General features: G+C 61.3%; 20 protein-coding genes and 1 pseudogene. 2 read left to right on the top strand and 19 right to left on the bottom strand.

Translation table 11 applies throughout. The annotated features are described in order from the left end of the window. From MAXJ12_RS32455 to MAXJ12_RS32430, 6 genes are all read right to left on the bottom strand, one after another. Positions 1-775 (bottom strand): molybdopterin cofactor-binding domain-containing protein (locus tag MAXJ12_RS32455; RefSeq protein ID WP_008840466.1); only part of this gene is annotated, 775 nt, incomplete at its 3' end. Positions 776-789: 14 nt separating this feature from the next. After that, the gene (locus MAXJ12_RS32450) at positions 790-1,245 is read right to left on the bottom strand and encodes a (2Fe-2S)-binding protein (RefSeq protein ID WP_008840465.1); all 456 of its coding nucleotides are present in this window, start codon (positions 1,243-1,245) and stop codon (positions 790-792) included. Positions 1,246-1,673: 428 nt separating this feature from the next. Then, positions 1,674-2,153 (bottom strand): MaoC family dehydratase, encoded by a 480-nt coding sequence (locus MAXJ12_RS32445; protein ID WP_008840464.1) that lies wholly within the window; start codon positions 2,151-2,153, stop codon positions 1,674-1,676. Positions 2,154-2,199: 46 nt separating this feature from the next. Then, the gene (locus MAXJ12_RS32440; RefSeq protein ID WP_085984159.1) at positions 2,200-3,321 is read right to left on the bottom strand and encodes an HlyD family secretion protein; all 1,122 of its coding nucleotides are present in this window, start codon (positions 3,319-3,321) and stop codon (positions 2,200-2,202) included. Further along, positions 3,318-4,886 (bottom strand): MFS transporter, encoded by a 1,569-nt coding sequence (locus MAXJ12_RS32435; RefSeq protein ID WP_008840462.1) that lies wholly within the window; start codon positions 4,884-4,886, stop codon positions 3,318-3,320. Before MAXJ12_RS32435 ends, MAXJ12_RS32440 begins: the two co-directional genes overlap by 4 nt. A gap of 12 nt (positions 4,887-4,898) precedes the next feature. Next, positions 4,899-5,492 carry a sensor histidine kinase gene (locus tag MAXJ12_RS32430; RefSeq protein WP_008840461.1) on the bottom strand — a complete coding sequence of 198 codons (594 nt, stop codon included), beginning with the start codon at positions 5,490-5,492 and terminating at the stop codon, positions 4,899-4,901. Positions 5,493-6,361: 869 nt separating this feature from the next. On the opposite strand from MAXJ12_RS32430, the gene MAXJ12_RS32425 reads away from it, so the two are divergent. Continuing rightward, a complete protein-coding gene (locus tag MAXJ12_RS32425) occupies positions 6,362-7,024 on the top strand; it encodes an NADPH-dependent FMN reductase (protein WP_008840460.1) in 663 nt (220 codons plus the stop codon). Positions 7,025-7,281: 257 nt separating this feature from the next. Here MAXJ12_RS32425 and leuS read toward each other — a convergent pair whose 3' ends face one another. The 13 genes and pseudogenes from leuS to MAXJ12_RS32355 all read right to left on the bottom strand — a co-directional run bounded on the left by leuS (position 7,282) and on the right by MAXJ12_RS32355 (position 23,552). Further along, the gene (gene leuS / locus MAXJ12_RS32420; RefSeq protein WP_008840459.1) at positions 7,282-9,801 is read right to left on the bottom strand and encodes a leucine--tRNA ligase; all 2,520 of its coding nucleotides are present in this window, start codon (positions 9,799-9,801) and stop codon (positions 7,282-7,284) included. A 571-nt stretch (positions 9,802-10,372) separates the two neighbouring features. Then, complete coding sequence (locus MAXJ12_RS32415; protein ID WP_008840458.1) at positions 10,373-11,434, bottom strand: alpha/beta fold hydrolase; 1,062 nt, start codon at positions 11,432-11,434, stop codon at positions 10,373-10,375. 59 nt (positions 11,435-11,493) lie between these two features. After that, the gene (locus MAXJ12_RS32410; RefSeq protein WP_040589363.1) at positions 11,494-12,432 is read right to left on the bottom strand and encodes an NmrA family NAD(P)-binding protein; all 939 of its coding nucleotides are present in this window, start codon (positions 12,430-12,432) and stop codon (positions 11,494-11,496) included. Positions 12,433-12,505: 73 nt separating this feature from the next. Next, positions 12,506-13,321, bottom strand: coding sequence for an SDR family NAD(P)-dependent oxidoreductase (locus MAXJ12_RS32405; protein WP_008840456.1), 816 nt, complete (start codon positions 13,319-13,321; stop codon positions 12,506-12,508). A 131-nt stretch (positions 13,322-13,452) separates the two neighbouring features. Then, positions 13,453-14,103, bottom strand: coding sequence for a VOC family protein (locus tag MAXJ12_RS32400; RefSeq protein WP_008840455.1), 651 nt, complete (start codon positions 14,101-14,103; stop codon positions 13,453-13,455). 55 nt (positions 14,104-14,158) lie between these two features. Next, the gene (locus MAXJ12_RS32395; RefSeq protein WP_008840454.1) at positions 14,159-14,575 is read right to left on the bottom strand and encodes a cupin domain-containing protein; all 417 of its coding nucleotides are present in this window, start codon (positions 14,573-14,575) and stop codon (positions 14,159-14,161) included. A gap of 37 nt (positions 14,576-14,612) precedes the next feature. Further along, positions 14,613-15,893 carry an epoxide hydrolase family protein gene (locus MAXJ12_RS32390; RefSeq protein WP_040589358.1) on the bottom strand — a complete coding sequence of 427 codons (1,281 nt, stop codon included), beginning with the start codon at positions 15,891-15,893 and terminating at the stop codon, positions 14,613-14,615. 107 nt (positions 15,894-16,000) lie between these two features. Next, complete coding sequence (locus tag MAXJ12_RS32385) at positions 16,001-17,305, bottom strand: epoxide hydrolase family protein (protein WP_008840452.1); 1,305 nt, start codon at positions 17,303-17,305, stop codon at positions 16,001-16,003. A gap of 700 nt (positions 17,306-18,005) precedes the next feature. Further along, positions 18,006-19,191: pseudogene (locus MAXJ12_RS32380) on the bottom strand (IS91 family transposase). A 13-nt stretch (positions 19,192-19,204) separates the two neighbouring features. Continuing rightward, positions 19,205-20,092, bottom strand: a complete 888-nt coding sequence (locus MAXJ12_RS32375; RefSeq protein ID WP_008840449.1) for a tyrosine-type recombinase/integrase — start codon at positions 20,090-20,092, stop codon at positions 19,205-19,207. A gap of 330 nt (positions 20,093-20,422) precedes the next feature. Further along, positions 20,423-21,094, bottom strand: a complete 672-nt coding sequence (locus MAXJ12_RS32365) for a peroxiredoxin-like family protein (RefSeq protein WP_040589354.1) — start codon at positions 21,092-21,094, stop codon at positions 20,423-20,425. A 742-nt stretch (positions 21,095-21,836) separates the two neighbouring features. Then, positions 21,837-23,102 (bottom strand): extracellular catalytic domain type 1 short-chain-length polyhydroxyalkanoate depolymerase, encoded by a 1,266-nt coding sequence (locus MAXJ12_RS32360; protein WP_040589351.1) that lies wholly within the window; start codon positions 23,100-23,102, stop codon positions 21,837-21,839. A 30-nt stretch (positions 23,103-23,132) separates the two neighbouring features. Next, a complete protein-coding gene (locus tag MAXJ12_RS32355; RefSeq protein ID WP_008840445.1) occupies positions 23,133-23,552 on the bottom strand; it encodes a CopG family transcriptional regulator in 420 nt (139 codons plus the stop codon). A 456-nt stretch (positions 23,553-24,008) separates the two neighbouring features. Here MAXJ12_RS32355 and MAXJ12_RS32350 point away from each other — a divergent pair. After that, positions 24,009-24,266, top strand: a 258-nt coding sequence (locus MAXJ12_RS32350; protein ID WP_008840444.1) for a transglutaminase N-terminal domain-containing protein, incomplete at its 3' end; no start/stop codon positions are given.

The following is a 24,266-nucleotide window of genomic DNA, read 5'->3' as shown; positions in this document are numbered from 1 at the left end:
CATCGACGCTCTTCAAGCGGCCGCCGAACACCGGCGACTGCGCAAGTGTCGCGACCTTTACCCCGGGCGGGCGAACGTCAATGCCGAAGACCGCTGTTCCGTTTACCTTCGCGGGCGTGTCGAGACGCTTGGCAGGGGTGCCGATCAGCCTGAAATCTTCAGGTCGCTTGAGCTCGACGCTTGCGGGAATTGGCATGCGTGCCGCATCGGCGGCGAGTTCCCCATAGCCGAGGCGTCTGCCGCTGGGCGCGTGAACCACTTCGCCGCCTTCGGCGCGGCAGGTCGCCGGATCGACTTTCCAGCGGCCCGCCGCCGCGGCTACAAGCATGGTCCTGGCGGCCGCACCGGCCTGGCGCAGCGGGTCCCATGCCCCGCGGATCGCGTTCGAGTTGCCCGTCGCCTGAATTCCCAGCAATGGGTTCGCGTAGAGCTTTTCATCGGGTGGGGCGTGCTGCAGCTGCACTTGCTTGAGGTCCACCTCCAGCTCTTCCGCAATCAGCATCGGGATTGCGGTGTAGGTACCTTGACCCATTTCGACGTAAGGCATGATCAGGTTGACCTTGCCGTCACTACCGATGTGCACGAAGGCGTTCGGTGCGAAACCATCGCCGGCGGCCGCTTCGGCTTCGCCGGTTGTGAACGGCAGGCTGAAACCCAGCATGAGCCCTCCGCCCGTAGCAGCGGCGGCCCGGAGAAAGCCGCGCCGGGAGAGAGTATTCACCGATGGCAGTTCATCCCGGACGGAGGCGTGAGAGGCCTGTTGGTCGATTATCATAGCTACCTCCCTTTTCAGCTCGCCGCGGCCTGCTTGATGGCCTCGCGAATACGGACGTAGGTCCCGCAACGGCAAATGTTGCCGGACATCGCATCGTCGATGTCGGCATCGGTTGGATTGGGGTTGGAGGCGAGGAGTTCCGCAGCAGACATGATCTGGCCGGACTGACAGTAGCCGCACTGAACGACCTCCCGATCGAGCCAAGCCTTCTGGATCTTTGCGCCCTCCGCCGTCGCGCCGATTGCCTCGATAGTGGTGATCTGGGACTCGCCGATGCTGTCGATCGGCATGACGCAGGAACGGGTGGCGATGCCATCCACGTGCACCGTGCAGGCTCCGCAAAGCGCCAGGCCGCAGCCGAATTTCGTGCCGGTCATGCCAAGGACGTCGCGCAGCACCCACAACAGAGGAGTGTCATCGTCGACATCCACGCTATGCGTCTGATCATTGACTTTGATGGTGAAGGCCATGGCGTCTCTCCTGTGACCAGTGACGATGTGCAGCGTCGTTACGCGACGCATATGCGTGCTCTCCACGTTTGGCGTTCAAGGTGCATATCGGGGCAAGGACGAAGTGGCGAGCCTCGCGGCGGGAGCAGCTGCGCACCAACAGCCGCCGAGCTTTGCCGTCGCCGAAGCTAGTGAATTCCTAGCCACCGGTTGCGGCGTATTTCTTGAACCCTAACCCTGAACTGAACTCATTATTCCTGGGCGGATAGCGACACGGCTGACACGTCATTCTCCTGTGTCCACCCGATCTGTTCAAACGCGGTACAAGGATCGACTGTCAGCGCAGGAAAAGCCATTATACGATGGTGTTGGCGATACGTTTGAATTAGATAGCAAATGTGCGATGCCTTCACGACGCGACAAACAGCGGAGCCGCGAGTCATTGCGGATTAGCCCCTGCCTTGGATCGCCGATGCCGATGAGCCGGGCCGGCGCAACACGACCAAGTTGGCGATCATGACCTGCACAGGCTGATCAACCTGGTTCAGCGTGGTTGTGCGCATCTTGATGAGACCCTGGTGAGGGCGCGACTGCGACGGTCGCACATCGAGAACCTCGCTCTCAAGACGCAGTTCGTCGCCGGGTCGCACCGGACGCGGCCAGCGGAATTCGTCAAAACCGGCACCCACGATCCCGCCTGCCGGCTTGATTTCGCTGTCTACCAGGAGACGCATCGTCATGGCCGCGGTATGCCAGCCGCTCGCCGCTAATCCGCCGAAGATTGTGTCATGTGCCGCCGCTTCATCCAGATGGAAAGGCTGCGGATCGAATTTGGCAGCGAAGGCCTTGATATCCTCTTTCTCGACGACAATTCGTCCTGAACCGAAGATCTGCCCAACGGTGAAATCCTCAAGGTACCTCTCGATCATGACATCTACCTCCTGAATTACGGGCTGGAGCAATTTAGGTGAGCAGTCATCGTGGATTGTCAGGTCGCACTGAGCTGCCTGAGTTTGCGGGATCATCGATCTGCGCCGCCGCGGTTCGATTCTGTGCTCCGGGAAGGTTGCCCTGTGACAGAGCCACCACCGCTGACATGCCGGGCCGCAGACGATCAAGGTCCGGCTGCCCCGCGTCAAAGGCGATCTTGACCGGAATGCGCTGAACAATACGGGTGAAATTGCCGGTCGCGTTGTCCGGCGGCAGGAGTGCGAACTCTGCTCCGCTGGCCGGCGACAGGCTCTCGACGCGCCCCTTGAACTCCGTCCCAGGGATGGCGTCGATCGAGATTGCAACACTGTCGCCGATTCGCAGCGCCGGAATCTGCGTTTCCTTGAAATTCGCCACGACCCAGAAGTTCCGAGGCACGAGCGCGAGCAGCAGGGTGCCCGCGCGGACATACTGTCCGACCCTGGCCTGGCGTTCGCCGACCCAGCCGTCAGCGGGTGACTTTACGATGGTATTTGCCAGTTCGATTTTTGCGAGCGTGAGAGCTGCCGCAGCCGCGGCGATATCGGCCTCAAGCTGCGGGCGCTGGGTGTCGAGCACGTCCATCTGCCGCCGAGCGGCGGCCACGTTTGCCTGAGCTTCTGCGATCCTGGAGCGCGCCTGGAGATGGTCCGCTTCCGTCTGGTCGCTTATGGACTGCGAAGCCCAACCACCCTTGTTCAGCTGTTGGGTACGCGTGAAATTGCGCGCGGCTCGGGTGGCGTCGGCTTCGGCACCCTGTAAAGCAGCCAGAGCCTGTTCAATAACAGCGCGTTGCAAATCGATCCGGCTGGTCAGGTTGGCCAGCAGAGCGCGCTGCATGGCAACGCCGGCGGCAGCCTGGTCAACTCGGGCGCGATAATCCCTGTCATCTATACGGAACAGGACGTCCCCGGCTTTCACCGCCTGATTGTCACGAATGGCCACTTCCGTGATGTAGCCGCCGATCCTGGGGCTAATGGGCGTGACATCGCCGCGCACATAAGCATTGTCGGTCGAAGTCGAACGCAGGCTCGTGAACCATCGCCCCGGGGCCATCGAAGTCGACGCGGCGACGAACACCATTCCAGCTACGAGAAGACTGCTCAGCCCAGCGCTTGTTAGCTTCATGGTGTTTCTCCCCTGGCGACACCCAGCGGCCGCAAAGGTGGCGACCGGCCGATGGCGACAACCCCGATCAAGCCGATCAGAAACACGCCTACGACCAGAAGGAAGCCGTCATTGAACGCCAGGATCCACGCCTCGCGACGGGCAATCGACGCCAAGAGGGCAACCGCTCGCGCCGTCGTGCCGTCGTCATCGACCAGCCGGTTCGCAAAAGCTCCAGCAAGGGTGGCCAGACGTCCAGCATCGAGCGCGCTGTAGAGCGATATATTCTCGGTAATGACGCTCGAATGATATTTTTCGCGCTCGGTTACAAAATGGGATACCAGGCCGACGCCGAGGGTTGTGCCTCCGAGCGTCGCAATGTTGAAAGCAAGCGAGGCTGTTGGAAGGTCGGCAGGTTTCAGAGAAGTCGCGCCGACGACCAAGGCTGGAGCCAGGAACAGCAACTGGCCTAGCGAGAAGACCATCAGAGTCTGGCGGAACTGCTCGGCCGCAAAGAGAGCGGTTCCCCCAACCGAAAACGCAGTACCGGCGGTGCAGAGCGCCAGGCCGAGCGCCATGACCACCCGCATATCGACACGATGCATGAGCCACCAGACCAGCGGCAATGCGAGGAGCTGGGGGACCGTAGCCCATAGCAAAAGTTCAGCGAGTTCCAGCGGCCGATAGCCTTGAACGACTGCGAGGAACTGCGGCACCAGATAAGCTGTCACGACCAGCCCTACGCGAAACACCAGATTAAGCGCGATCGGGATGCCTAATTTCCGCGTTGCCAGCAGTCGGGGCGATATGATCGGAATTGGTGAAAACCGCACCAGGAACAGGAATCCAGCCCACGCAGCCATGGAGGCCGCTGTGCCCCAGACGATTATTTGGCTCTCGAACCAGAAGCGCCGCGTGCCTTGACTGAGGACAAGCATCAGCGTCGCAAGGGCGAGCGACAATAGGATCACGGCGATCCAATCAGTCTTGAGAGCCGACCAATCCGGATCATTCTGACGCGGCACCCAGGCCCAAGCCGCCATTGCTAACGTCGCCCCGATGCCGGCCTGGATCAGGAACAGCATTTGCCAGCCAAGGCTGTCTTCAGCAAATCCCGCAACAACTGGTCCTATTGAGCCAGGAAACAGAAGCACGAAGGCGAGCAGGGTCAGGCCGAACGGAAGCCGCGGCCCACTAGTGACCATGAACACTGCGACGAAAGCGGCCGGGCCGAATCCGCCGGCCACGAAACCTTGGATTGTTCGCAGCACGATCATCACCCGGAGGTCAGGAGTTGTTGCGCAGGTCAATGCGGTGACCGCGAACGCAATGGCGCTCACCGCGAGATATCGGCCGATGCTGAGGAACCTGATGAGCACGCCGGAGGTGACGATCCCGGCGAAACTGGCCATGGTGTAGGCCGTGAGGATCCAGGACGCCTCGTCGGGCGTAGAAAAGAGGCCTCCCTGGATGTCGGCGACATTGGCCGAGGGCAACTGCGCTGACAGGCCAATGAGCAGTGGTCCTGCCAGGCCGGTTGCGAGAAACCGAACCTTGCTTGGTGTCAGCGCGTTCGGCGTCGTCACTGCGGCAACTCCTCAATCCAAGCTACTGGCATGCCTGAACCGCAGCGGACCTGGTTGGCCTTCCGCCTTTGATTCGGGAAGAGGCAACCACAAAGTCACGATCGTGCCGACGCCTGGTTCGCTTTCGATGTGAAGGCGCCCTCCTGCCTCCTGGGCGAAACACGTGACCATCGGCAAGCCCAGGCCGCCTAATCCGGTCGCCTTCGTAGTGAAAAAGGGGTCGATGGCATGAAGCAGCGTATTGCGCGTCATGCCGAGACCGTTGTCGGTTACACGAAACTCAATTCCCGTCGCGACACGCCCTTGATAGTGGGCAGCAGCGACAATCGAGATCACGCCGCCGTCCGGCATCGCGTCGCGCGCATTGAGCAGCAGGTTCATGATAGCGCTTTGCAGGCCTTTTCGGCACCACGTCACGACCGGCATGTCCGAGCTGGCCTGCAGATCGAGACGGATCTTGGGCTCCCAACTGTTTTTGACCAGAACCTCAATCTCAGTCAGGCAAGCCATCACATTAAATGCTTCGGCAGGGGTGTCTCCTTCGAGAGCAAGGCCCATTGCTGGCTGGACGAGGATCGGGGCGTCGTGGGCAGATTTCATCGCCATGTCTCTGACCTAACTTGCGTTCGGGCGCTCGCCGGATGCGCACCGGTCGGCAACGCGTGGAGGTTCGGCTCCTGCAGGCACCAAACGGGTACACTCCCGGGAGGCCCATTTCGTTGCCGAGGCCCTGCGTCATCAACGGCCGCGTCGCCTTGGCATTACGCGCCTAGTGTCGACCGTGACCGTGCGGCGCGCGTAGGCTGGTCCTGGGCCGCGCATGTAGTGGAGCTCCGGCCGATAGCGAGGCGCGACGAATTTGCGAAATGCCGCTAGAGGCTGCGCGATGAGGGACAAGAGTTTCATGACGCGATTCCTTTCCACTGAGCACGTCTGCATCGTTGAATGCCGTGTACAGATTCAGGTAAGCGTGGAAGCAAATCTATTGCACGATGGTGTCCCCAATACTTTCGCATTGGTCTGCGCTGCCAAGCGCGAGGCATCATCTGAGCGAAGCCGCATGGTCCCATTCTTCTTCGCGTGTAGATGATACGTGGGTGAACCGTCCTGGGCTGCTAGCCGCGGAGCGGATCATGCAAATCAACGTATTCGCGTGCAACGGTTGCGCACCTGTAAGGCCAGACGTGGGAGCGCAACTGTGTGTCGGCGGTGTCGCGTTGCATATCGCGGCATGGGATCCTCCCTGCGAGACTGCTCGCCACACCAACCTATCCAAAAGTATCGCCTACACCATCGTGCAATAGATTTGTCCCTTGTGATAGTCGATCTGTCTATCCGCATCTGCAAATGACACAGGAGGCGCAAATGGCGGATACCTTTCTATCCCGGGTCGCGCAGCCTGCTTGGTACCGCTTCAGCCGCGCACACAGTCAGTTTTCTGCCCCCGCGACTTGCTACTAAGAAGGAGATTCAGCATGCCCCATAAGATCGCTATTCTGGTGGGAAGCCTCCGCGCCGGTTCGCTCAACCGAAAGATTGCCGAATTGCTTGTCCGGATGGCCCCCAATGATCTCAGCCTGGAGATTGTCGGCATCGGTGATCTGCCGCTCTACAATGAAGATCTCGACGAGAACGCGCCGCGGGAGTGGCAGGCGTTCCGTGAACGGATCAGAGCGTCAGATGCTATCTTGTTCGTGACGCCGGAGTATAACCGGTCCGTTCCGGGAGTGCTCAAGAACGCGATTGACGTAGGCTCCCGTCCAGAAGGCGCAAGCGTTTGGGACGGAAAACCAGGAGGGGTAATCACGGTTTCACCGGGCGCAATAGGCGGGTTTGGCGCCAATCATCATCTCCGGCAGACGTTCGTTTTCCTCAATGTGCTGGTCATGCAGCAACCTGAAGCCTACTTGGGCCGCGCAGACGAAATTTTCGATGAGAGTGGCGCGCTGGGCAGCGAGAGGACCCGCGAATTTCTCGTCAATTTCATCGACGCCTATGCCCGGTGGGTAACAACGTGTCTAGCCGCCTTCCAGCGGGCCGTTGCGCCGCGGCGCGCGCCCGATGCCGAACACGAAGGTTTCGATGGACCGCAGAACGTGATGCGTATTGAGGGAATGATTTCCGCACAGAGGCTGTGACGAGGGTCCTGCCGAACCAGCCCGGCCATTTGGTGTAGCCCGAGTGCCAAATATTGTTCCCGTCGTTTCCAGATTGAGGAGAGCGCCCTCGCTGATCGGCGGCCGCAGCGCACATCGGCTTCAGCAAGTTGTCCTGGCGGTTGGCATCGTGTACGCCACCCAGGTTACCGCGTCCCTCGAGGGGCGCGCAGCCGCCCATGATGCCAGGAGAGCGTCACAGGTCCAGATGGGCAACGGCCTTTCAGTTGGCGCGGCAGTCATTCCCTCACGACGAAGTTGACGAGACGGCCCGGCACCGCGACCTCCTTCACTACATGTTTCCCCTGAAGCATTTCGGCCACGCGCGGGTCAGTCTTGATTGTCTCAAGGAGACTGGTAGCAGACAGGCCGGCATCTGCGCGCACCTTATGACGGAGCTTTCCATTAACCTGAACGGCATACTCTCGAACTTCGTCCTCTGCCAATCCCGGATCGAATGACGGCCACTGAGCATACGCAAGCGACCGTTTGTGTCCCAGGAGCCTCCATAATTCCTCCGCCAGATGCGGCGCGAAGGGCGCGAGCAGCAGCACAAACGTTTCGACGGCAACACGAGGCTTACGGTCGAGCGAAAGCAATACGTTCGACATCTCCATTAGCCTGGCGATCGCCGTGTTAAACCGGAGAGCCTCGATATCGTCGGTAACGGATCGGACAGTCTTGTGCTGGAGACGCAGGATCTCCGGAGTGGGGTCGGTGTCGCACACTTGAGCGTTCAATGCGTCCTCGTCGTCCACGACGATACGCCACACCCTATTGAGGAAACGACTTACGCCAGCAACACCCGACATTTGCCAGGGTTTGGCGACGTCGAGCGGTCCCATGAACATCTCGTAGAGCCTCAGGGAGTCTGCACCATACGCATCGATCACCTCATCGGGATTCACAACATTGAATCTCGACTTCGACATCTTCTCGATCTGCTGCGTCACCTGGGCTTGGCCAACAAGCCATTGACCATCGCGTTCAATCACTTCGTCGGGACGGCAATATTTTCCGGCGTGATCCCGGTAGGAGAAAGCGAGGATCATGCCTTGGTTGAAGAGTTTGTGAAATGGCTCTTTGGTTGAAACGACGCCCATGTCGAACAGCACCTTATGCCAAAAGCGGGCGTACAGCAGGTGCAGCACAGCGTGCTCGGCTCCGCCAATGTAGAGGTCGACCGGTAGCCAGTATTTCTCCTTTGCAGGGTCGATTAGCGCGTAATCATTTTTGGGATCAGCAAACCGAAGGTAGTACCAACATGATCCCGCCCATTGTGGCATCGTGTTGGTCTCTCTCATAGCCGGCAGCTGGCTGTGTGGATCGGTTGTATGCACCCAGTCTTCGGCTCGTGCCAAGGGCGGGTCGCCCTTGTCCGTCGGCTTGTACTCATCGAGCTCGGGTGCCAGCAGCGGTAGAGAGTCTTCGGGGAGTGGGACAATAGCGCCATCCGCCCGGTGGAGGATCGGAAAGGGCTCGCCCCAGTACCGCTGCCTCGAAAACAACCAATCGCGCAACCGGTATTGCACGCGGCTTTTGCCCAGACCGCGTTCTTCCAACCACGCGATAGCAGCCTTTTTTGCCTCAGCACTCTTTAGACCACTGAGGGGCCCCGAACTGACGAGCAGACCGTCGCCTTCCCATGGCCGCAATTGGATATCGACCTCAGCCGGAGCTTTGATGACTTCGATTATCGGAAGGCCATTGGCGCGGGCGAACTGGTGGTCCCGCCCGTCGTGTCCGGGCACCGCCATTATGGCGCCGGTGCCGTAACCCATTAGCACATAGTCAGCGACCCATATTGGCATCTGGACGTCGTTCGCAGGATTGATCGCGAAAGTGCCCGTGAACACCCCCGTGCTGGACCGCTCCTCCGCCCTTTCCACCTCGCTGAGCGTCCTAGCCTGATCGGTATAGGCTTTGACGGCCTCGTGCTGGTCGGATGTCGTAACCCTCATCACCAGGGGATGCTCCGGCGACAGGACGATAAAGGTCGCGCCCCAAAGGGTATCCGGTCGAGTAGTAAAAACCTTGAGGATGTCCCCGCTGTCCGCGAGGGCGAAGTTGACCTCCGCACCCTCGGATCGTCCGATCCAGTTGCGTTGCATGGCCTTGACGCCCTCAGGCCAGTCGAGATCGTCCAGGTCGGCCAGGAGGCGATCGGCGTACGCGGTAATCTTCAACATCCACTGGCGCATCAAGCGGCGTTCGACAGGCTCGCCGGTCTCGATGTATTTGCCTTCCTTGACCTCTTCGTTGGCCAATACTGTGCCTTGGGCCGGGCACCAATTCACGGCCACCTCAGCCTGGTACGCAAGGCCCCGCTCGAACAGTTTTAGGAAGATCCATTGTGTCCACCTGATAAACGCGGGGTCCGTGGTGGCCAGTTCCCGGCTCCAATCATAAGAGAAGCCGAGTCGCTTGATCTGACCTTTAAATGTTTCGATGTTCGTCCTGGTAGTGATCGACGGATGGACGCCCGTACGCACGGCATAGCGCTCTGCTGGCAAACCGTAAGCATCCCACCCCATGGGATGCAGGACGTTGAATCCTCGCATCCGCTTGTATCGAGCAACAATATCGGTCGCGGTGTAGCCTTCCGGGTGGCCCACATGCAGCCCTTCGCCCGATGGGTAGGGAAACATATCCAGCACATAGAATTTCGGCTTGGCGAAGTCGTCCTCCGTCCTAAAGGTCTCATTTTCGTCCCAGTACCGTTGCCATTTCGGCTCAATTCGCTTGGGATCATACGACATTCAACGGACTCCGCTTGTGGTCCTATCGGCAGCCTATTTGGATAGGTGGAACGTCATGGCCGTCCCGTTTTAGGGAGCCTGATGCGAGAGCTGCCAGCATAGAAACCCACGACGAGTAAACGATCGAGAACGCGACGGCGAGGGATCTTCGCTCCAGCGCTGATGTGGCGAATGTATAACGAATCCGATCGAAACGATAAAACGGGAAGGTATGGATTGGGCGGAAAGCCGGGCTCATCCCGTCCACCGGAACGAGCAACGAGCGCCAGAAACAAGCATCGGTCTCGGCGGCCAGACATCGGCCCTGCACCAACAACCCACGGACCAGCGGCAGGCGCTAGGCCCGTGTTCACCTCTTTGGCTTGGCGGAGAAACGCGAACTCGGGCAGGGCTGGGTTTCAACGGATCAATCCGACAACTTGGGCGCTGTCTCCGTCGGCGACACACCGGATCAGCTGAGTCGGAGGGCCACCGATCGCAGGCGGAGATGAGATTGCCTGCGACCGCCTGGGCGACAGTTTTTGCAGGCTTGTCATCGGTCCTCCGATTTTCCCGGCTTCGACTGCTGCGGTCAAAAACCGTTGACGTCGATTACTGCCTGAGCAAAAGCCTGTGGCGCTTCTTGTGGCAAATTGTGACCGATATTCCCCGCGATAAGCCGATGCTGATACTTGCCTGAGAACTTCTTTGCATAGGCACTTGGCTCCGGATGCGGCGCGCCGTTGGCGTCCCCCTCGAGCGTGATCGTGGGCACGCTGATCATGGGGCCTTGTGCGAGCCGCCGCTCAAGCTCTTCAAACTCGAGCTCGCCTTCAGCCAGCCCGAGCCGCCAACGGTAATTGTGGATCACGATCGCCACATGGTCCGGATTGTCGAACGCTGCAGCGCTGCGCTCGAAGGTGGCGTCATCGAAGCTCCACTTGGGCGAGGCGAGCTGCCAGATCAGCCTGGCGAAATCGCGCCTGTATTTCTCGTAGCCGTCACGCCCGCGGTCGGTGGCGAAATAGTATTGGTACCACCACTGCAGCTCGGCCTTCGGCGGCAGCGGCACCATGCCGAGCTTCTGGTTGCCGATGAGATAGCCGCTCACCGAAACCATTGCCTTGCAGCGTTCCGGCCAGAGAGCAGCGACGATGTTTGCCGTGCGCGCTCCCCAGTCACAGCCGCCGACCGTCGCTTTATCGATGCCCAGAGCATCCATCAGGGCGACCGTGTCCGCGGCGACTGCCGACTGCTGGCCATTGCGCATCGATTCGTCCGACAGGAAGAGGGTGGTGCCGTAGCCACGCAGGTAGGGTACGATCACGCGATATCCCTTGGCCGCCAGCAAAGGCGCGACATCGACATAGGTGTGGATGTCATATGGCCAGCCGTGCAGCAAGATGACAGGAGCGCCGTCAGCTGGGCCCAAATCGGCATACCCGACGTTCAGCACTCCGGCATTGACCTGTCTGAGCGGGCCGAACGACTTCGGCACCCCGCCCGAAGTGGAAGCGTTGGTCTGGATTGTAACCCCGGCGGTGTCCTCCGCCCACGCACTGGCGAGGTCCGCTGCTGCAACTGCCATCGCCGCGGCACCCACCAAGAGACGGCGACGATGGTCAATCTTCTCGGGTTGTTTGATGTTGTCCATTGGGATGCCTTTATCATTGCGGTGATTTGCACGCTGACGCCACAACAGCGCTTACTATTTCAAGCCGCCGTGGCTTCACTCCGCGTGAATGTAGCGGCGTGCAATTTCACGAAGTCGTACATGCTCGTCGGCGTCGTGCCGGTGAGCTTTAACAGGTCGTCCGTCATGCGGTCGTAGCGCCCCAGCATGTGAAGTTCGGCCATCGCCGCGAGGTGGTTGACGAGGTGAGTCGGCACGCCAAACCCACGAAGCGCATCCGTCCAGACGGAGAGCGGTACGTCGCGATAGCGTATCGGTCGGCCGAGAACGTCGGAGAAAACCCGCGCATAGTAGTTCAGATCGGCCGACTCAAAACCCGTCAGGTTATAGATATGACCGATGTGGGAGGCAGGATCGTCGAGGATTACGGAAACGGCGCGCGCCACGTCGACCGATGATACGGGCGACGTCCTGCTGTCGCCCAGAGGCAGCGCCAGCTCGTCGTTGTCCCGGACGCCGGCGGCGGCGAGACGCAGGAAGAAGCTTTCGAGAAAAACCGTCGGCCGCACCGTGACTACAGGTAGCCCCGACCAGGCCAATGCCTGTTCCGCCAGCCAGTGCAGCTTGTGCTGCGGGCTGTTGGTGGTCTCGGTGACGCTCATCTGCGACACAGTCATCTGCGACATGTTCACGAATGCCTCGACGCCGTGATGGCGTGCCACCGCCGCAACGTTCACAGTGGCTTCGAGATAGGCCGCCGAGACCGACATTCCAAAATAGATGCGCGCGCAACCTTCGATCGCACGGTGCATAGAGGTGAGGTCGGTCAGATCGCCCCGCACGACCTCGGCCCCGAGCACTCGCAACGCCTCGGCGCGTTCGTCCTCCCGCCGCACCAGGGCGCGCACCTCGTGCCCCGTGGCGAGCAACATGGCTGTGAGGTGGCGGCCGATAGCGCCGATATCGCCGGCCGCTCCGGTCACGAGAATTGGTCTGCGATGAGTGGATTTCGTGACCATACTACTTACCTTGCGGTGCGTTCAAATCTGCGGGAATGGGCCGAGAACCCGCGTCTCGCAGTGGCGTCCTGGTCTACGCAGCAGCTGCGGCGTGGTAACGAGCCGGCGTGACGTTCAAGGACAGGTTCGGGAGGAGTTTCTGCCGCGCCGCCTCGTAGGCGTCCCAATCGGCAGCGTCCGGAAGTGAAGGAATGGTGACGAGCTCACCTTGGTCGAAGCCGGCGAGGGCGGCATCCACCAAGTCGTCCGAGCGCATGACTATGGTTTCCGGCAACTGCTCGAGCGAGCCGCCTGCCTCCTTCCAGAAGTTCGTCGCTGTCGCGCCAGGCAGAACCGCCTGGATGCGCAAGTTATTACCGGCGAGCTCCTTTTGGAGCGACAGGCTGAATGCCAGCACGAAGGCTTTCGTCCCGCCGTAGACTCCGTTCAAGATTTCCGGCGCGATGGCGACGGCCGAACTTATGTTGATTATCGTGCCGCTGCCACGCGCGACAAAGCCCGGAACGACGGCATAGGTTAGACGAGTGAGCGCCGTGACGTTGAGCTGTATCATCGCGTCCATTTCATCGACGACGGACCCGAGTAGCGGCGAGACCGCACCGACACCCGCATTGTTGACCAGCATGGTGACGTCGGGATCGGTGCTGAGCAGCGCCTCGACCTGAGCCAGGTCCGCCTTATTGTTGAGGTCAGCCGCGACGACCTTCACTGCGCGGCCTGTCGCGCCGGCGACACGCTTCGCCACCTCGTCCAGCTTCTTTTGGCTGCGCGCCACGAGAATGAGGTTGTAGCCGCGGGGGGCCAGCCGGTCGGCATAGATGGCGCCAATGCCCGCGGAAGCGCCGGTCACCACTGCAGTGCCCTGCTGGCCCTTGTGGGAAGTAAACATGGTCTTCTCCTGTTCGATTGCGCCGTCCCCGGCGCGGACATCGTAAGCGGCGGATCGGGTACGAAAAGTCTGATCCGCGTCTCGGCGCAGACGGAGCGGCAGGCCGCTCCGTCGTTAATCCATAGCGCTGCTCAAAGTGGCAGCGGCTTGCCCGACTGTTCCGCCACCATGTACTCGGCATACCAGTCCGGCCAGTTCTCATCCCTCTGGCCGCCGTTCCGCGCTTCGTGTTCACCGTGGGCGGCCGACGCGCGCCTGAATGCGTTCGCCAAGTCCGACGCCGAGGCAAAGCTCGTTGTGTTCGAATCGACCCGGCCAGGAAAGCGGGCGGTGACCTCCTGCAGCAGCCATTCATTGCCGTCGGGATCGCTGAAGGTGGCGAAGGTGGAGTAACTGCGGCGCTCCGGATCCGGGCCGCTGATGGCCGGCTTTCCCGGGCCGGCACGGTGGAACACATCGCTCACCTGAACACCACGACTGACGAGATCGGCGCGAGCCGCCGCAACGTCCGAGACGACAAGATAGAGTCCGTTTGCCGAGCCAGGGGCGGCTGAAGGGAAGCCTTTGCCGAAGTGGATAGAGCACGCCGAACCTGGAGGCGTGAATTGTACGCCCCGAAATTCTTCCCCGACGACGAAATCCGCGTCGAGCCGCCAGCCCAAATCGCCGTAGAATCGCTTCGCGCGATCGACGTTCGAAACAGGGATAACAATGACCTCGAGCTTCATGTCGACCGTTCCTGTGGAGGGTGCAACATCTCGTTCAATCACAGTCTGATTCATGATGATCTCCTTTCTTCTCCGTTGTTTGTCTGGCACGTTCAGGCTTTGGCTTCCGTCAGTTCACGGGTGCCACCAGACCCAGCACCACGAGCGGCTTTCCTTTTTCGACGATGTACGTGGCGAGCTCCACGGCGTTGCCGCTGCCGACATTCCTCGCCGTGTGGATCGCTCCGGCGGGGATGAATAAGGCCTCACCAGGTTTGAGTGTCACCGGTGGCTTCCCTTCCACTTGGTATTCGAGCAGGCCTTCGAGGACGTAGGCGATTTCTTCGCCGGGATGGCTGTGCGGGGGGAACGCCACCCCGTGGGCGAAGTCGACGCGCACCTGGATCGCTTCGCGCCCCGAAACGTCCAGATCGTGCCGCAGCACATCGGTGCGCTTCACTACTGGCTGCTGCGACTGCGCTGCGTGCAGCGCCAAACCGCTGCCTGCGATCAGTACCGCTGCCGCGATAATTCCAGTCATTTTCATGTGGACATCCTTTCGTATTGCGAATGGAAACCGGGGATCAGTGTGACGGCCGAAGGGGCCGGAAGGCGGCGCGCAATTCGGCTGAGAAGATTTCCGGCTCTTCCCAGGCGGCGAAATGTCCGCCCTTGTCCACCTCGTTGAAGTAGATCAGGTTGCGATAGGCGCGCCGCGCCCATGTCTCGGGTGCTCGATAGACCTCCTCCGGAAATACGGTGATCGCCACCGGGAGTGAGATTTCGGAGGTCCTTTGCGCGGCTGCGAGAACGACGCTTTGCCCCATTGTCTCCCAATAGAGCCGCGCCGACGTTGTCGCGCTGTTCGTCAGCCAATACAGCGTGACGTCGTCCAGCATCTCGTCCTTGCTGAGCAGTCGCTCGGGCTCACCGTTGTTGTAGTCGTACATCCATGCCGCGAGCCCGGCTGGAGAATCCGTCAACGGGTAGCCTATCGTTTGCGGCCGCGAGCCCATCATCGCCGCGTAGGCCCTGTATTTATTGTAGAACGTGTCGAGCGAATTAAACGCCGCGCGCTCCTTTTCGGAGAGTCCCGCCGGAGCAAGCCCGCCGCTGGCAAGCACCGCGGCGATCTCGGGCGGTATCGTCGCCGGAAGATTGATGTGGATGCCAAGCAATCCCCTCGGCGCATAGCGCGCCATCGCACTGGAAATGGGAGCGCCCCAGTCGCCTCCTTGGGCGACGTAGTAAGTGTATCCCAAGCGTTCCATGAGTTCGGCCCAGGCGCGGGCGATGCGGTCTGGATTCCAGCCCGTGCCCGTTGGCTTGCCGGAGAAGCCGTAACCCGGCATTGAGGGCAGTACTAGGTCGAAAGCATCCTCCGGGCTTCCACCATGCGCCGTTGGGTTCGTGAGCGGACCCACCGTGTTGAGCAGCTCGAACACGGAGCCGGGCCAGCCATGCGTCATGATCAGCGGCAGGGCATTGGCGTGCTTCGAGCGAACGTGAATGAAGTGGATGTCGAGCCCGTCGATCTCGGTCATGAACTGGGGGAGGGCGTTCAGCTTGACCTCAGCCTTGCGCCAGTCGTAACCGGTTCCCCAGTAGCGGACGATCTCCTGCAGGTTTGCGAGCTGAATGCCCTGCGAGCGGTCGTTGACCGTTTCGCGGTCAGGCCACCGCGTCGTTGCGATACGTCGGCGAAGCCCGGCGATCTCCTCCTGCGGGATGTTGACGGTAAAAGGGCGGATTGGAGCACTGGCGTCCGCAGCCGGCACTGTTCCGGATATTAGTCCTGCAGCTCCAGCGGCAGCCGTGGCCGCAATCAGTTCCCGCCTTGTGGCTGATAGCGATATTGCTGACATGACATCCTCTGTGTGTTGGCGCACGGTTTTGTTCACGCGCGGACCGGCCTCGAAAAGACCCGGTCCGCGCCTCGGGAGGAGAGCGGGGCGGCGGGCAGCCCGCTTCTTCAGATTTCCTGGCGTAGCGGCCGGAACCCGGCCCTGAGTTCGGCGGCGAAAAGCAGCGGCTGCTCCCAGGCCGCGAAGTGGCCGCCCTTGTCGACTTTGTTGTAGTAGATCAGCTTGGGGTAGGCCTGCTGGGTCCAGCTACGCGGAGCCTGATATTGTTCGCCGGGGAACACGCTCACCGCGACCGGGATGGAGACTCCCTTGGCATTGAAAAAGCCGCCCTTGTACTCCCAGTAGAGTCGCGACGCCGACACGCCCGTGTTGGTCACCCAATAGAGCGTGATGTTATCGAGGATCTCGTCGCGCGTCAGTTCACCGGCGGCGCTCACGGTCCGGTCCAGAGCCTTGGCGACCGCTGCGGCCGGCTGGCCATCGGCATCGTTGTGGTCGAGAAGCCAGGCGGCCAGGCCGACCGGTGAATCCGCGATACCGCACAGGGTCTGCGGGCGCGACGCCATCAGCCTTGCGTAGGCGACCTGCTTGAAAGTCGCGACCAGCTGCTCGTATGCGCGCTTTTCATTGGCCGAAAGTCCGGGTGGTGGCCGGCGGCCGGCCTGGGCTGCCTTGTCGATGTCGGGTGGAACGGTAGCAGGCATGTTGGTGTGGATGCCGAGCAATCCAGTCGGCGCCTGCAATCCCATCTGGTCGACGACGAACGCACCCCAGTCGCCGCCTTGGGCGACATAGCGGGTATAGCCGAGGCACTTCATAAGTTCTGCCCAGGCTCGGCCCATGCGCTCTGGCCCCCAGCCGGTCGCGGTCGGCTTGCCCGAAAACCCGTAGCCCGGCATAGACGGGATCACCACATGGAAGGCGTCCGATGCGCTCGCACCATAGGCCGTGGGATTGGTGAGTGGATCGATGATTTTCAGTTGCTCGAAGACCGAGCCGGGCCAGCCATGCGTGACGATCAGCGGCAAGGCATTTTCATGCTTCGAACGGACATGAATGAAATGGATGTCCAGCCCGTCGATCTCGGTGATGAATTGCGGGTGGGCGTTGAGCTTGGCCTCACCCTTGCGCCAGTCGTAATCCGTCTCCCAATAACGCGCGAGCTTCTGAATGGTCGCGAGTTGGACGCCCTGTGATGTATCCGCGACGGCTTCCCGGTCGGGCCAGCGCGTCTCGGCGATGCGCTGGCGAAGCTCGGCAATCTCCTCCTGCGGGATGCTAACAGTAAATGGGCGGATGGAATCGCTGGCGGCAGCCGTGCGGAGCGCTCCGGGGAGCAGGCTGATAGCACCGACCGTGGCTGTGGCAGCAAGAAGTTCGCGGCGTGTGGGCAAGATTGGCAGCGCTGACAAGACTTACTCCTGTGTGCTTCTTTCCACTCGGGGGATGTGACACACAGATCGACCATCAGCGGACGCAAATCTATTGCACGATGGTGTCGGCGATACCTTGGTACTAGTGGCGGCCAGAGAACAGTGTATGCCTGAATGCCGACACCAGGCACAAAGGATGACAACTTTTTCGCAAGGTCCGCAGTTAACGAAACTGCTGACGCGTATTTTGAGGGAGGGATTTCAGCTGCCTCTGGTCACGAATGCTGGTTCCGGCCAATGTCGGCTTCCAAGAAGAGAATTCGGCTCCGGAAGGTCTCGAGAGGTCAGAACCGCTGGTTGCGGTGAAGGTCGGCTATCGGGCAGCGAAATGGGCTGATGAAGGGCGGCTTAGGTGAAGGTTTTTCGATGTGGGCCGCAGCGTGACGGTGGCGGCTGGGCCTGTGTCGGCCCGCGTTGAAAAACCTCCCAAGGAGGAGGCCGCGGGGGCTGGGTCGAGCTTATGGGGAAAGCGCGGGGCCGGCGGTGTCCGGCGGGCGCGACAGCAGCAGTCGGGTTGGTGCAAAAGCTGCCGATGATGTGATTGGGGTTGGTTCTTGAGTCCGTCTGCCGTTGTGTCTCGGCGATTTTGCCGTGTTCGGCAAAGCTTGGCGCAAGGCGACATTGTCCCGAAATACAGGGCAGATCGGGATCAGCTTTGGGCAAACTGACGGGCATCTCATCATGCGGCCTGGTGCCTCGGTGGCGCGCGGGATCTGGGTTGCTGGCCACGGCGGAATATCTCGACGATGCGCATCGGGCCGCCGCAGTCCGGGCATGGCTGCCTCAGGGTGAGCGGGATGATCTCGGCGCTTGGCGCTTCATCCTGCGATTCCGCCCCGAGCAATGTCCTGATCTTGGTGACAATGGCCTTACGGCCTGCTCCGGCCAGTAGGCCGTAATGCCGGATGCGGTGGAACCCGTCGGGCAGCACGTGGATCAGGAAGCGGCGGATGAACTCGTCGGTGGCCAGCCGCATGACCTTCTGACGGTCACCGTTCTTGATCCGGTAATCCTTCCAGCGGAAGGTGACCGTCTCGGCATCCGCGTTGATCAGGCGGCTGTTCGAGATCGCCACGCGATGGGTGTAGCGGCTGAGATAGGCCAGCACAGCCTCGGGACCGCCGAACGGGGGCTTGGCGTAGACGACCCATTCGGATTTGCGCAGCGGCGCGAGCCAGGCGGCGAAGGCATCCGCCTCTGCCAGTCCTGCCAATTCCCCGAAGAAGGCCAGATTGCCAGCGCGATGAAGCGCCAGCAGTCCTTCAATGAACAATCGTCGGAACAGCCTGGACAGGACTCGTACGGGCAGAAAGAACCCGGGGCGGCAGGCTATCCAGCGCTGGCCATCCGGTGACAACCCGCCGCCGGGCACGATCATATGCACATGCGGGTGGTGGGTCAGCGCCGATCCCCATGTGTGCAGCACGCTGGTCATGCCGATGCATGCGCCAAGCCGCTTGGGATCGGCCGCGATCGTGGTCACCGTCTCGGCCGATGCCCGAAACAGCAGGTCGTAGACAGCCTTCTTGTTCCAGTAGGCGATCTTCGCGATCTCGGCAGGCAGGGTGAAAACCACGTGGAAATACTCCACGGGCAACAGATCCTCGGCGCGCGCGGCCATCCAGTCTCGCGCGGCTGGTCCCTGACACTTCGGGCAGTGCCGGTTCTGGCAGCTTATAGGCGATGTGGTTATGCCCACACTTGGTGCAAGCCGCCACATGCCCGCCGAGAGCTTCGGTTCGACAGGTCTCGATCGCTGACATGACCTTGAGCTGGGTCAGGCTGACATGCCCGGCATTGGCTCGCCGCCACGCGGGGCCGTATTTGCGGAAGATGTCAGCGATCTCCAGCTTCTGACGGGACACCCGCCCCGGAGCGCTACTCCAATCCGCGTCGCAGCGTTTGGTCCTGAAGCTTCTTCAACGTCTCGAACGGGCTGACCGTGCCGCGGATCGTCTTGGTGGCAACGTGGGCATAGATCGCGGTGGTGTTGAGCCGGGCATGCCCGAGCAGGACCTGAATGACCCTGACATCGGTGTTCGCTTCCAGAAGATGCGTGGCGAAGCTGTGCCGCAACGTGTGCAGCGTGGCCGGCCTGGCGATACCCGCCATGTTCTTGGCCGAGGTGAAGGCGCGGTGGAGCTGCCGTGGCGAAATCGGGTTGATCCGGGGTTTGCCAGGGAACAGCCAGCCCTGCGGTCGTGCCTCGCGCCAATAGTCGCGCAAGAGTTCGAGCAGCCCGGGCGACAGCATGACCTTGCGGTCCTTCTGGCCTTTGCCCTGTTCGACATGGATCAGCATCCGATCGCTGTCGATGTCGCCGATCTTGAGGTTACAGACCTCGGATGCCCTGAGCCCGGCCCCGTAAGAGATGCTGAGTGCTGCACGATACTTCAGGCCCGGCCCCGGGGCCGCCATCAGCAGGTCGCAAACCTCCTCAACGCTCAAGACCACGGGCAGCTTCCGCGGCTGGCGGCGAAACTGCATATACCGCTTCATGTCCTCGCGCCCGCAGGTCGTGCCAAAGAAGAAACGGAGCGCGATGATGCGGGAGTTGAAAGTTGGCGGAGTGATGCCCGCGTTGGTCATGTGCAACTGGTAGGCGCGCAGGTCCTCGGGGGTGGCGGTATCTGGAGACCGCTTCAGAAAACCGGCGAAATCCTTGATGGCCCGGATATGGGCTTGCCGGGCTTTGTCGCCCATCCCACGGATGCGCATGTCTTCGATCATCCGCTCGCGCAGCGGGGTGGTCCTCTCCTCCGTCATGGAAACCTCCTGTCTGATGATTGAGAAGACCCCAATCGTCAGCCAGGACCGCAAACTCACAAATGCACGGCGTTCAGATCATCGCTGTACCCTCGCCACGCGCGCCAGTGCCGCGCGAGCGGCTTCGTCCTTGGGTCATGAGCGCTGGTTGGGCCGAGTGGCGGCTTTCGGGAAGGAAATTCGGCCCAGGAACGTCGCTTTCGGGTCATTGCAGACGCTTCGGGTCGACACGTTAAACGTCTTGATTGGGCCGATCTTGGATGGCAGCGATGCGATGTCGAGGGTATAGTCGACAGGCGGCGGTGCAGATGCAAAGGGGTCCTACGCGCCCTATTGCCCGATCTCCGACGCTGCTGACATCATCTCCTCAGAGTTCGGGGCCGCGCCCAAGCCGCCATCGAGAACTTCGGAGAAGGTCCAGCGAACCACCCCGTTTCGGTCGAGCAGGAACTGGCCCACAAGCTGGCCCACTCCGGTCGCAATGATTTGCTGGTCCACTTCAGTGATTTCGTAGCCGTCTTTTTTGTTGAGATATTCGAGCGTCGCGAACGGATCCATCGGCTCCGGCATTTCGCCCGGCAAGTTGAGCCGCATCGCCTTCACATCGCTCATTGTAGCCTTGTACGGCCACACGGTCTCGTCCTCGCTGATCTGCAGGTTGGGTAATCCGAATGCCCGGTGTGAAGCCCGCTCAGGATCAGACGCCGCGAGCAGCGCCGGCATCGGATGATACCGGAGATAAAGGCGCGCCCGTTCGATGGGCGTATTCACGACTGTCAGGCTTTCGATGCCCTTCGCATTGAGCGCTGGTGTGAGCTTCGAAATCGTCGCAATATGGCGCCGGCAAAATGGACAGTGCAGGCCTCGGTATAATCCAACCAGCACTGGCTTCTCGCCGCGAAAATCATCGATTGCTATCTTGCCCTCGCGCGTAATTGCGTCGAGCACGACATTCGGCGCTCTCTCTCCCAATTGCAGAGGGCCACGGGCACGATCAGGCATGATGATCCCTCCCTGTCAGTCCAAACTAAAGCACGGCCGGGGCGCGGCGGGCGTTCCATCGACCATAGGGCACCCCGAGGACGGACGCCAGTCTTCCGCCTGTTATCGCCTACATTCCTACATTCGCGTCTCGGCGAACTGCCAGAGCCGTTCCGGTCTGCCGAGTTAGTCGAGGTAGAGACCGGCAGGTGATCGACATCTCAACGTGAGACAAGGGCGGCCGAACTGCCATCGACAGTACCACCGCTCGGCTCGCGCTGGTAGGGCACGCCAGGCCGCGCGGGGACATCCGACAGGTGGGGTCTTAACCATGGGCCCACAGGCCTGTCCTGCGGGTCCACCTTCTCGACAGCGCCAACTGCTGACGCTCAGCGCGAAGACAATCAGCGTCCTGTTCGGGGCCGATTCCAGACCGTCAGCTTAGTAATTGAGCAGCGTAAAGCTGCTATTCGAGTTCCGCGAGGAGTTTCGGGGACGGCACGCGGCCGGGTGCGACCCTGTCGGCATCGATATCCTCGTGGGCGCGCGTGGATCCGTTGCCGGAGGCTGGGCGCCAGCGGCTGAAGGCTGGATCATGCCATGCGGGGTCCTTGCGGTCGGCGGTCCGCGCCGTTGACCGGACGACTTCCGGCCGTCGTGCCCCCGCTGCCGCGGACCCATTATCGTCAAAAGCCCGCGCGAGAGCCGGCAGTCGGTTCGGACACGCCTACTACCTTCGGACATTGCGAACCTTCCCGGGCAATCAAGTCTGACCACTCAGGAAGAAGCGCACCATCTCGCTGGATGCGTCTGGACCTTTCGGATCGGTGTAGGAACCTGCAGCCTGACCGCCGGACCAGGCATGTCCAGCGCCGTCGACCAGCCAATGCTCGACGACAGGCAATTCCGCCGGGTCCACGAGAACCGTTCTGGTATAGGTTCGCCCGCCGGCGCCGCGGCCGGATTCCTTGCGGACGGTGCTGTCCGCCCAGTGTGGTGCGGCCGCCGCGACGATCCGGTCCGCATTGGAGGGATGGACCGTCCGGTCCCCGGCTCCGTGGAAGACGACCGTGCGAATGGGATTCGAAGCACCGTTTGCCGTGCGCGAGCAGGTGTGGCCTGGAAGGCCGGCATCCCCCCGCATTGCAGCAAAGGCAGACATGACGTCGTTGGCGGAGCCACAGGCCAGGCCGGAATGAATCCCGACCCCCGCATAGATATCGGGGTAGGTTTCACCCATCACCGCGGCCATCGCACCGCCCGCCGACAGGCCCGCGACGAAAACCTGGCGGCGCTCGATGCCGAACTCCGACATGATCTCCCGCGTGATGCCTGCGATGATCGAGGGCTCACCGCTGTCGCGTCCCTGATCCCCCGGTCGGAACCAGTTCCAGCAGGACGAGGCGTTGTCCGCCCCCGTCTGTCCCGGATAGGCGACCAGCAGACTGTTTGCCTCGGCGACTGCATTCATGCCGGTGCCCGCCGCGAAGTCATCGGGGTTCTGTTTGCACCCATGCAGCATGACGACCAGCCCCCGCGGACGATTGGGCGCGGAGGCGGGTATGTAGAGCCGATAGCTTCGCGTCCCGGCCATGCAGGTGAATGACCGCGTCTGGAACTGGGCTCCCTCCGGCAGGGCAGGCAGCGTGGCAAGTCCGGTCGATCCTGTCAGACCCATGCCCGGAAGAGATGCCAGGGCGTTGGTCGCAAAGCGTCCCTCACGCAGGATTCGCACAGTCTCCCCCAGCGGCTTTCGCAGTCTGTTGGAAGTCGGGGAAAGATCCAGTCGGGCCGATACCTTCGCAGAATCGTCCGCAGGCTCGACAAGATCAGCGTCGGGATCAACCGGGAAAGGCGTCGGCCCAAATCGCGCCGGCGGGGCCACGATCTCGGGAATCGTGCCATCTTGCCTGCCCGAGATCGCGTGCCCTGCCAGCGCGTCCTGAATCACGCGGGTTGCCTCAGCGACGTTCGAGGCGCGCGTGGAGAGGGTCGCACGGCGCACGGCCGCGACAAAATCTTCGTTCATGGTCATTTCCTTTTTGTCGGGCGACCTGCCCTATCGGATGCGTCCGGCCAGTGCCGATTTCAGTTCCGCACTGGCCTGCAGCGCGCCCAGAACGGTGATGGAGTCGATCGTGTCCAATGCGAGTTCGGGGGATACGTCCGGCGCAATACGGGCGAGCCCGACGACCCTGATCTGGAGCCTCTCGCCAGCGGCCTTCACCGCCTCCAGATCGGCCCTGCTGTAGTCGCGAAGCCCCAGTTCCAACGTGTGCCTGACGATCGACTGCGTGACTGCATCGGCATGCGCGGCAAGCTGATTGCGGATCGCGGTGCGGATGAAATCGGTTCGGTTGGAGTAGAAGCCTTCCTGCACGAGCAGATCGACGCGGCCAAGGTCGACATAACCGAGATTGATCGTGATCTTCTCGGTGTCGCCTCCCCTGTCGCGCAGCTTGAGCACGTTGTCGGACATTCTTGTTCTCCATCCATCTGGATGGTATATGGATATCTCGATGGATGATATCAAGGGTTGGATGCGGCGATTCGGTGCGCCACCCAGCAAGCAGGACGACAAATTCCGCTCGGTTCTCCGAGGCTCACATTCGTAAGCAGTTTGTGGTCAGTCCGCGGCTTCAGTTCGACCAGATCTGTTATCTGTTTTCGCTGTTCGAGCGTCAGGAGCACTCGGCACGCTTGTGGCCCCCACCACTCTACTTCTGACCGTTCCTAATTGTGCCAATGGTGGCCAGAGGAGAATCGAGATTTCGATCCCCTGAAATTTTCCTTCGCATCTCTTGATGCAGCGCAGCAACAATCCTGCAGGCGATGCGTTGAGATCGTGTCAGCGGATTTTGGTAGCCTCCCGAGAACTCGCACGAAAATTTTCCTCCAGGCAATCGCGCGGTCGACAGCATTTTTGGCGGTATCAATGAAACTGACGATCCATCATCAGACGACGTATCGCTACGCACGGCCCATCTTGCTCCAGCCGCATCGCATGATACTGCGCCCACGTAGTAGCCATGATGTAACCATCCTGGCGAGTTCGCTGGCCTTTTCATCGGAGGCGCAACTCGACTGGACGCAGGACGTCTTCGGCAACCTGGTCGCCATCGGGACGTTCTCCGAGCCCACCGCGGAACTCGGCATCACCAACCATCTGACCGTCGAGCAACTGGCTGCGGCC

This window comes from Mesorhizobium alhagi CCNWXJ12-2 (assembly GCF_000236565.1).
Classification (GTDB): Bacteria; Pseudomonadota; Alphaproteobacteria; order Rhizobiales; family Rhizobiaceae; genus Allomesorhizobium; species Allomesorhizobium alhagi.
The sequence above is the reverse complement of the archived record's forward strand: the minus strand, read 5'-3'. Positions and strand labels throughout refer to the sequence as shown.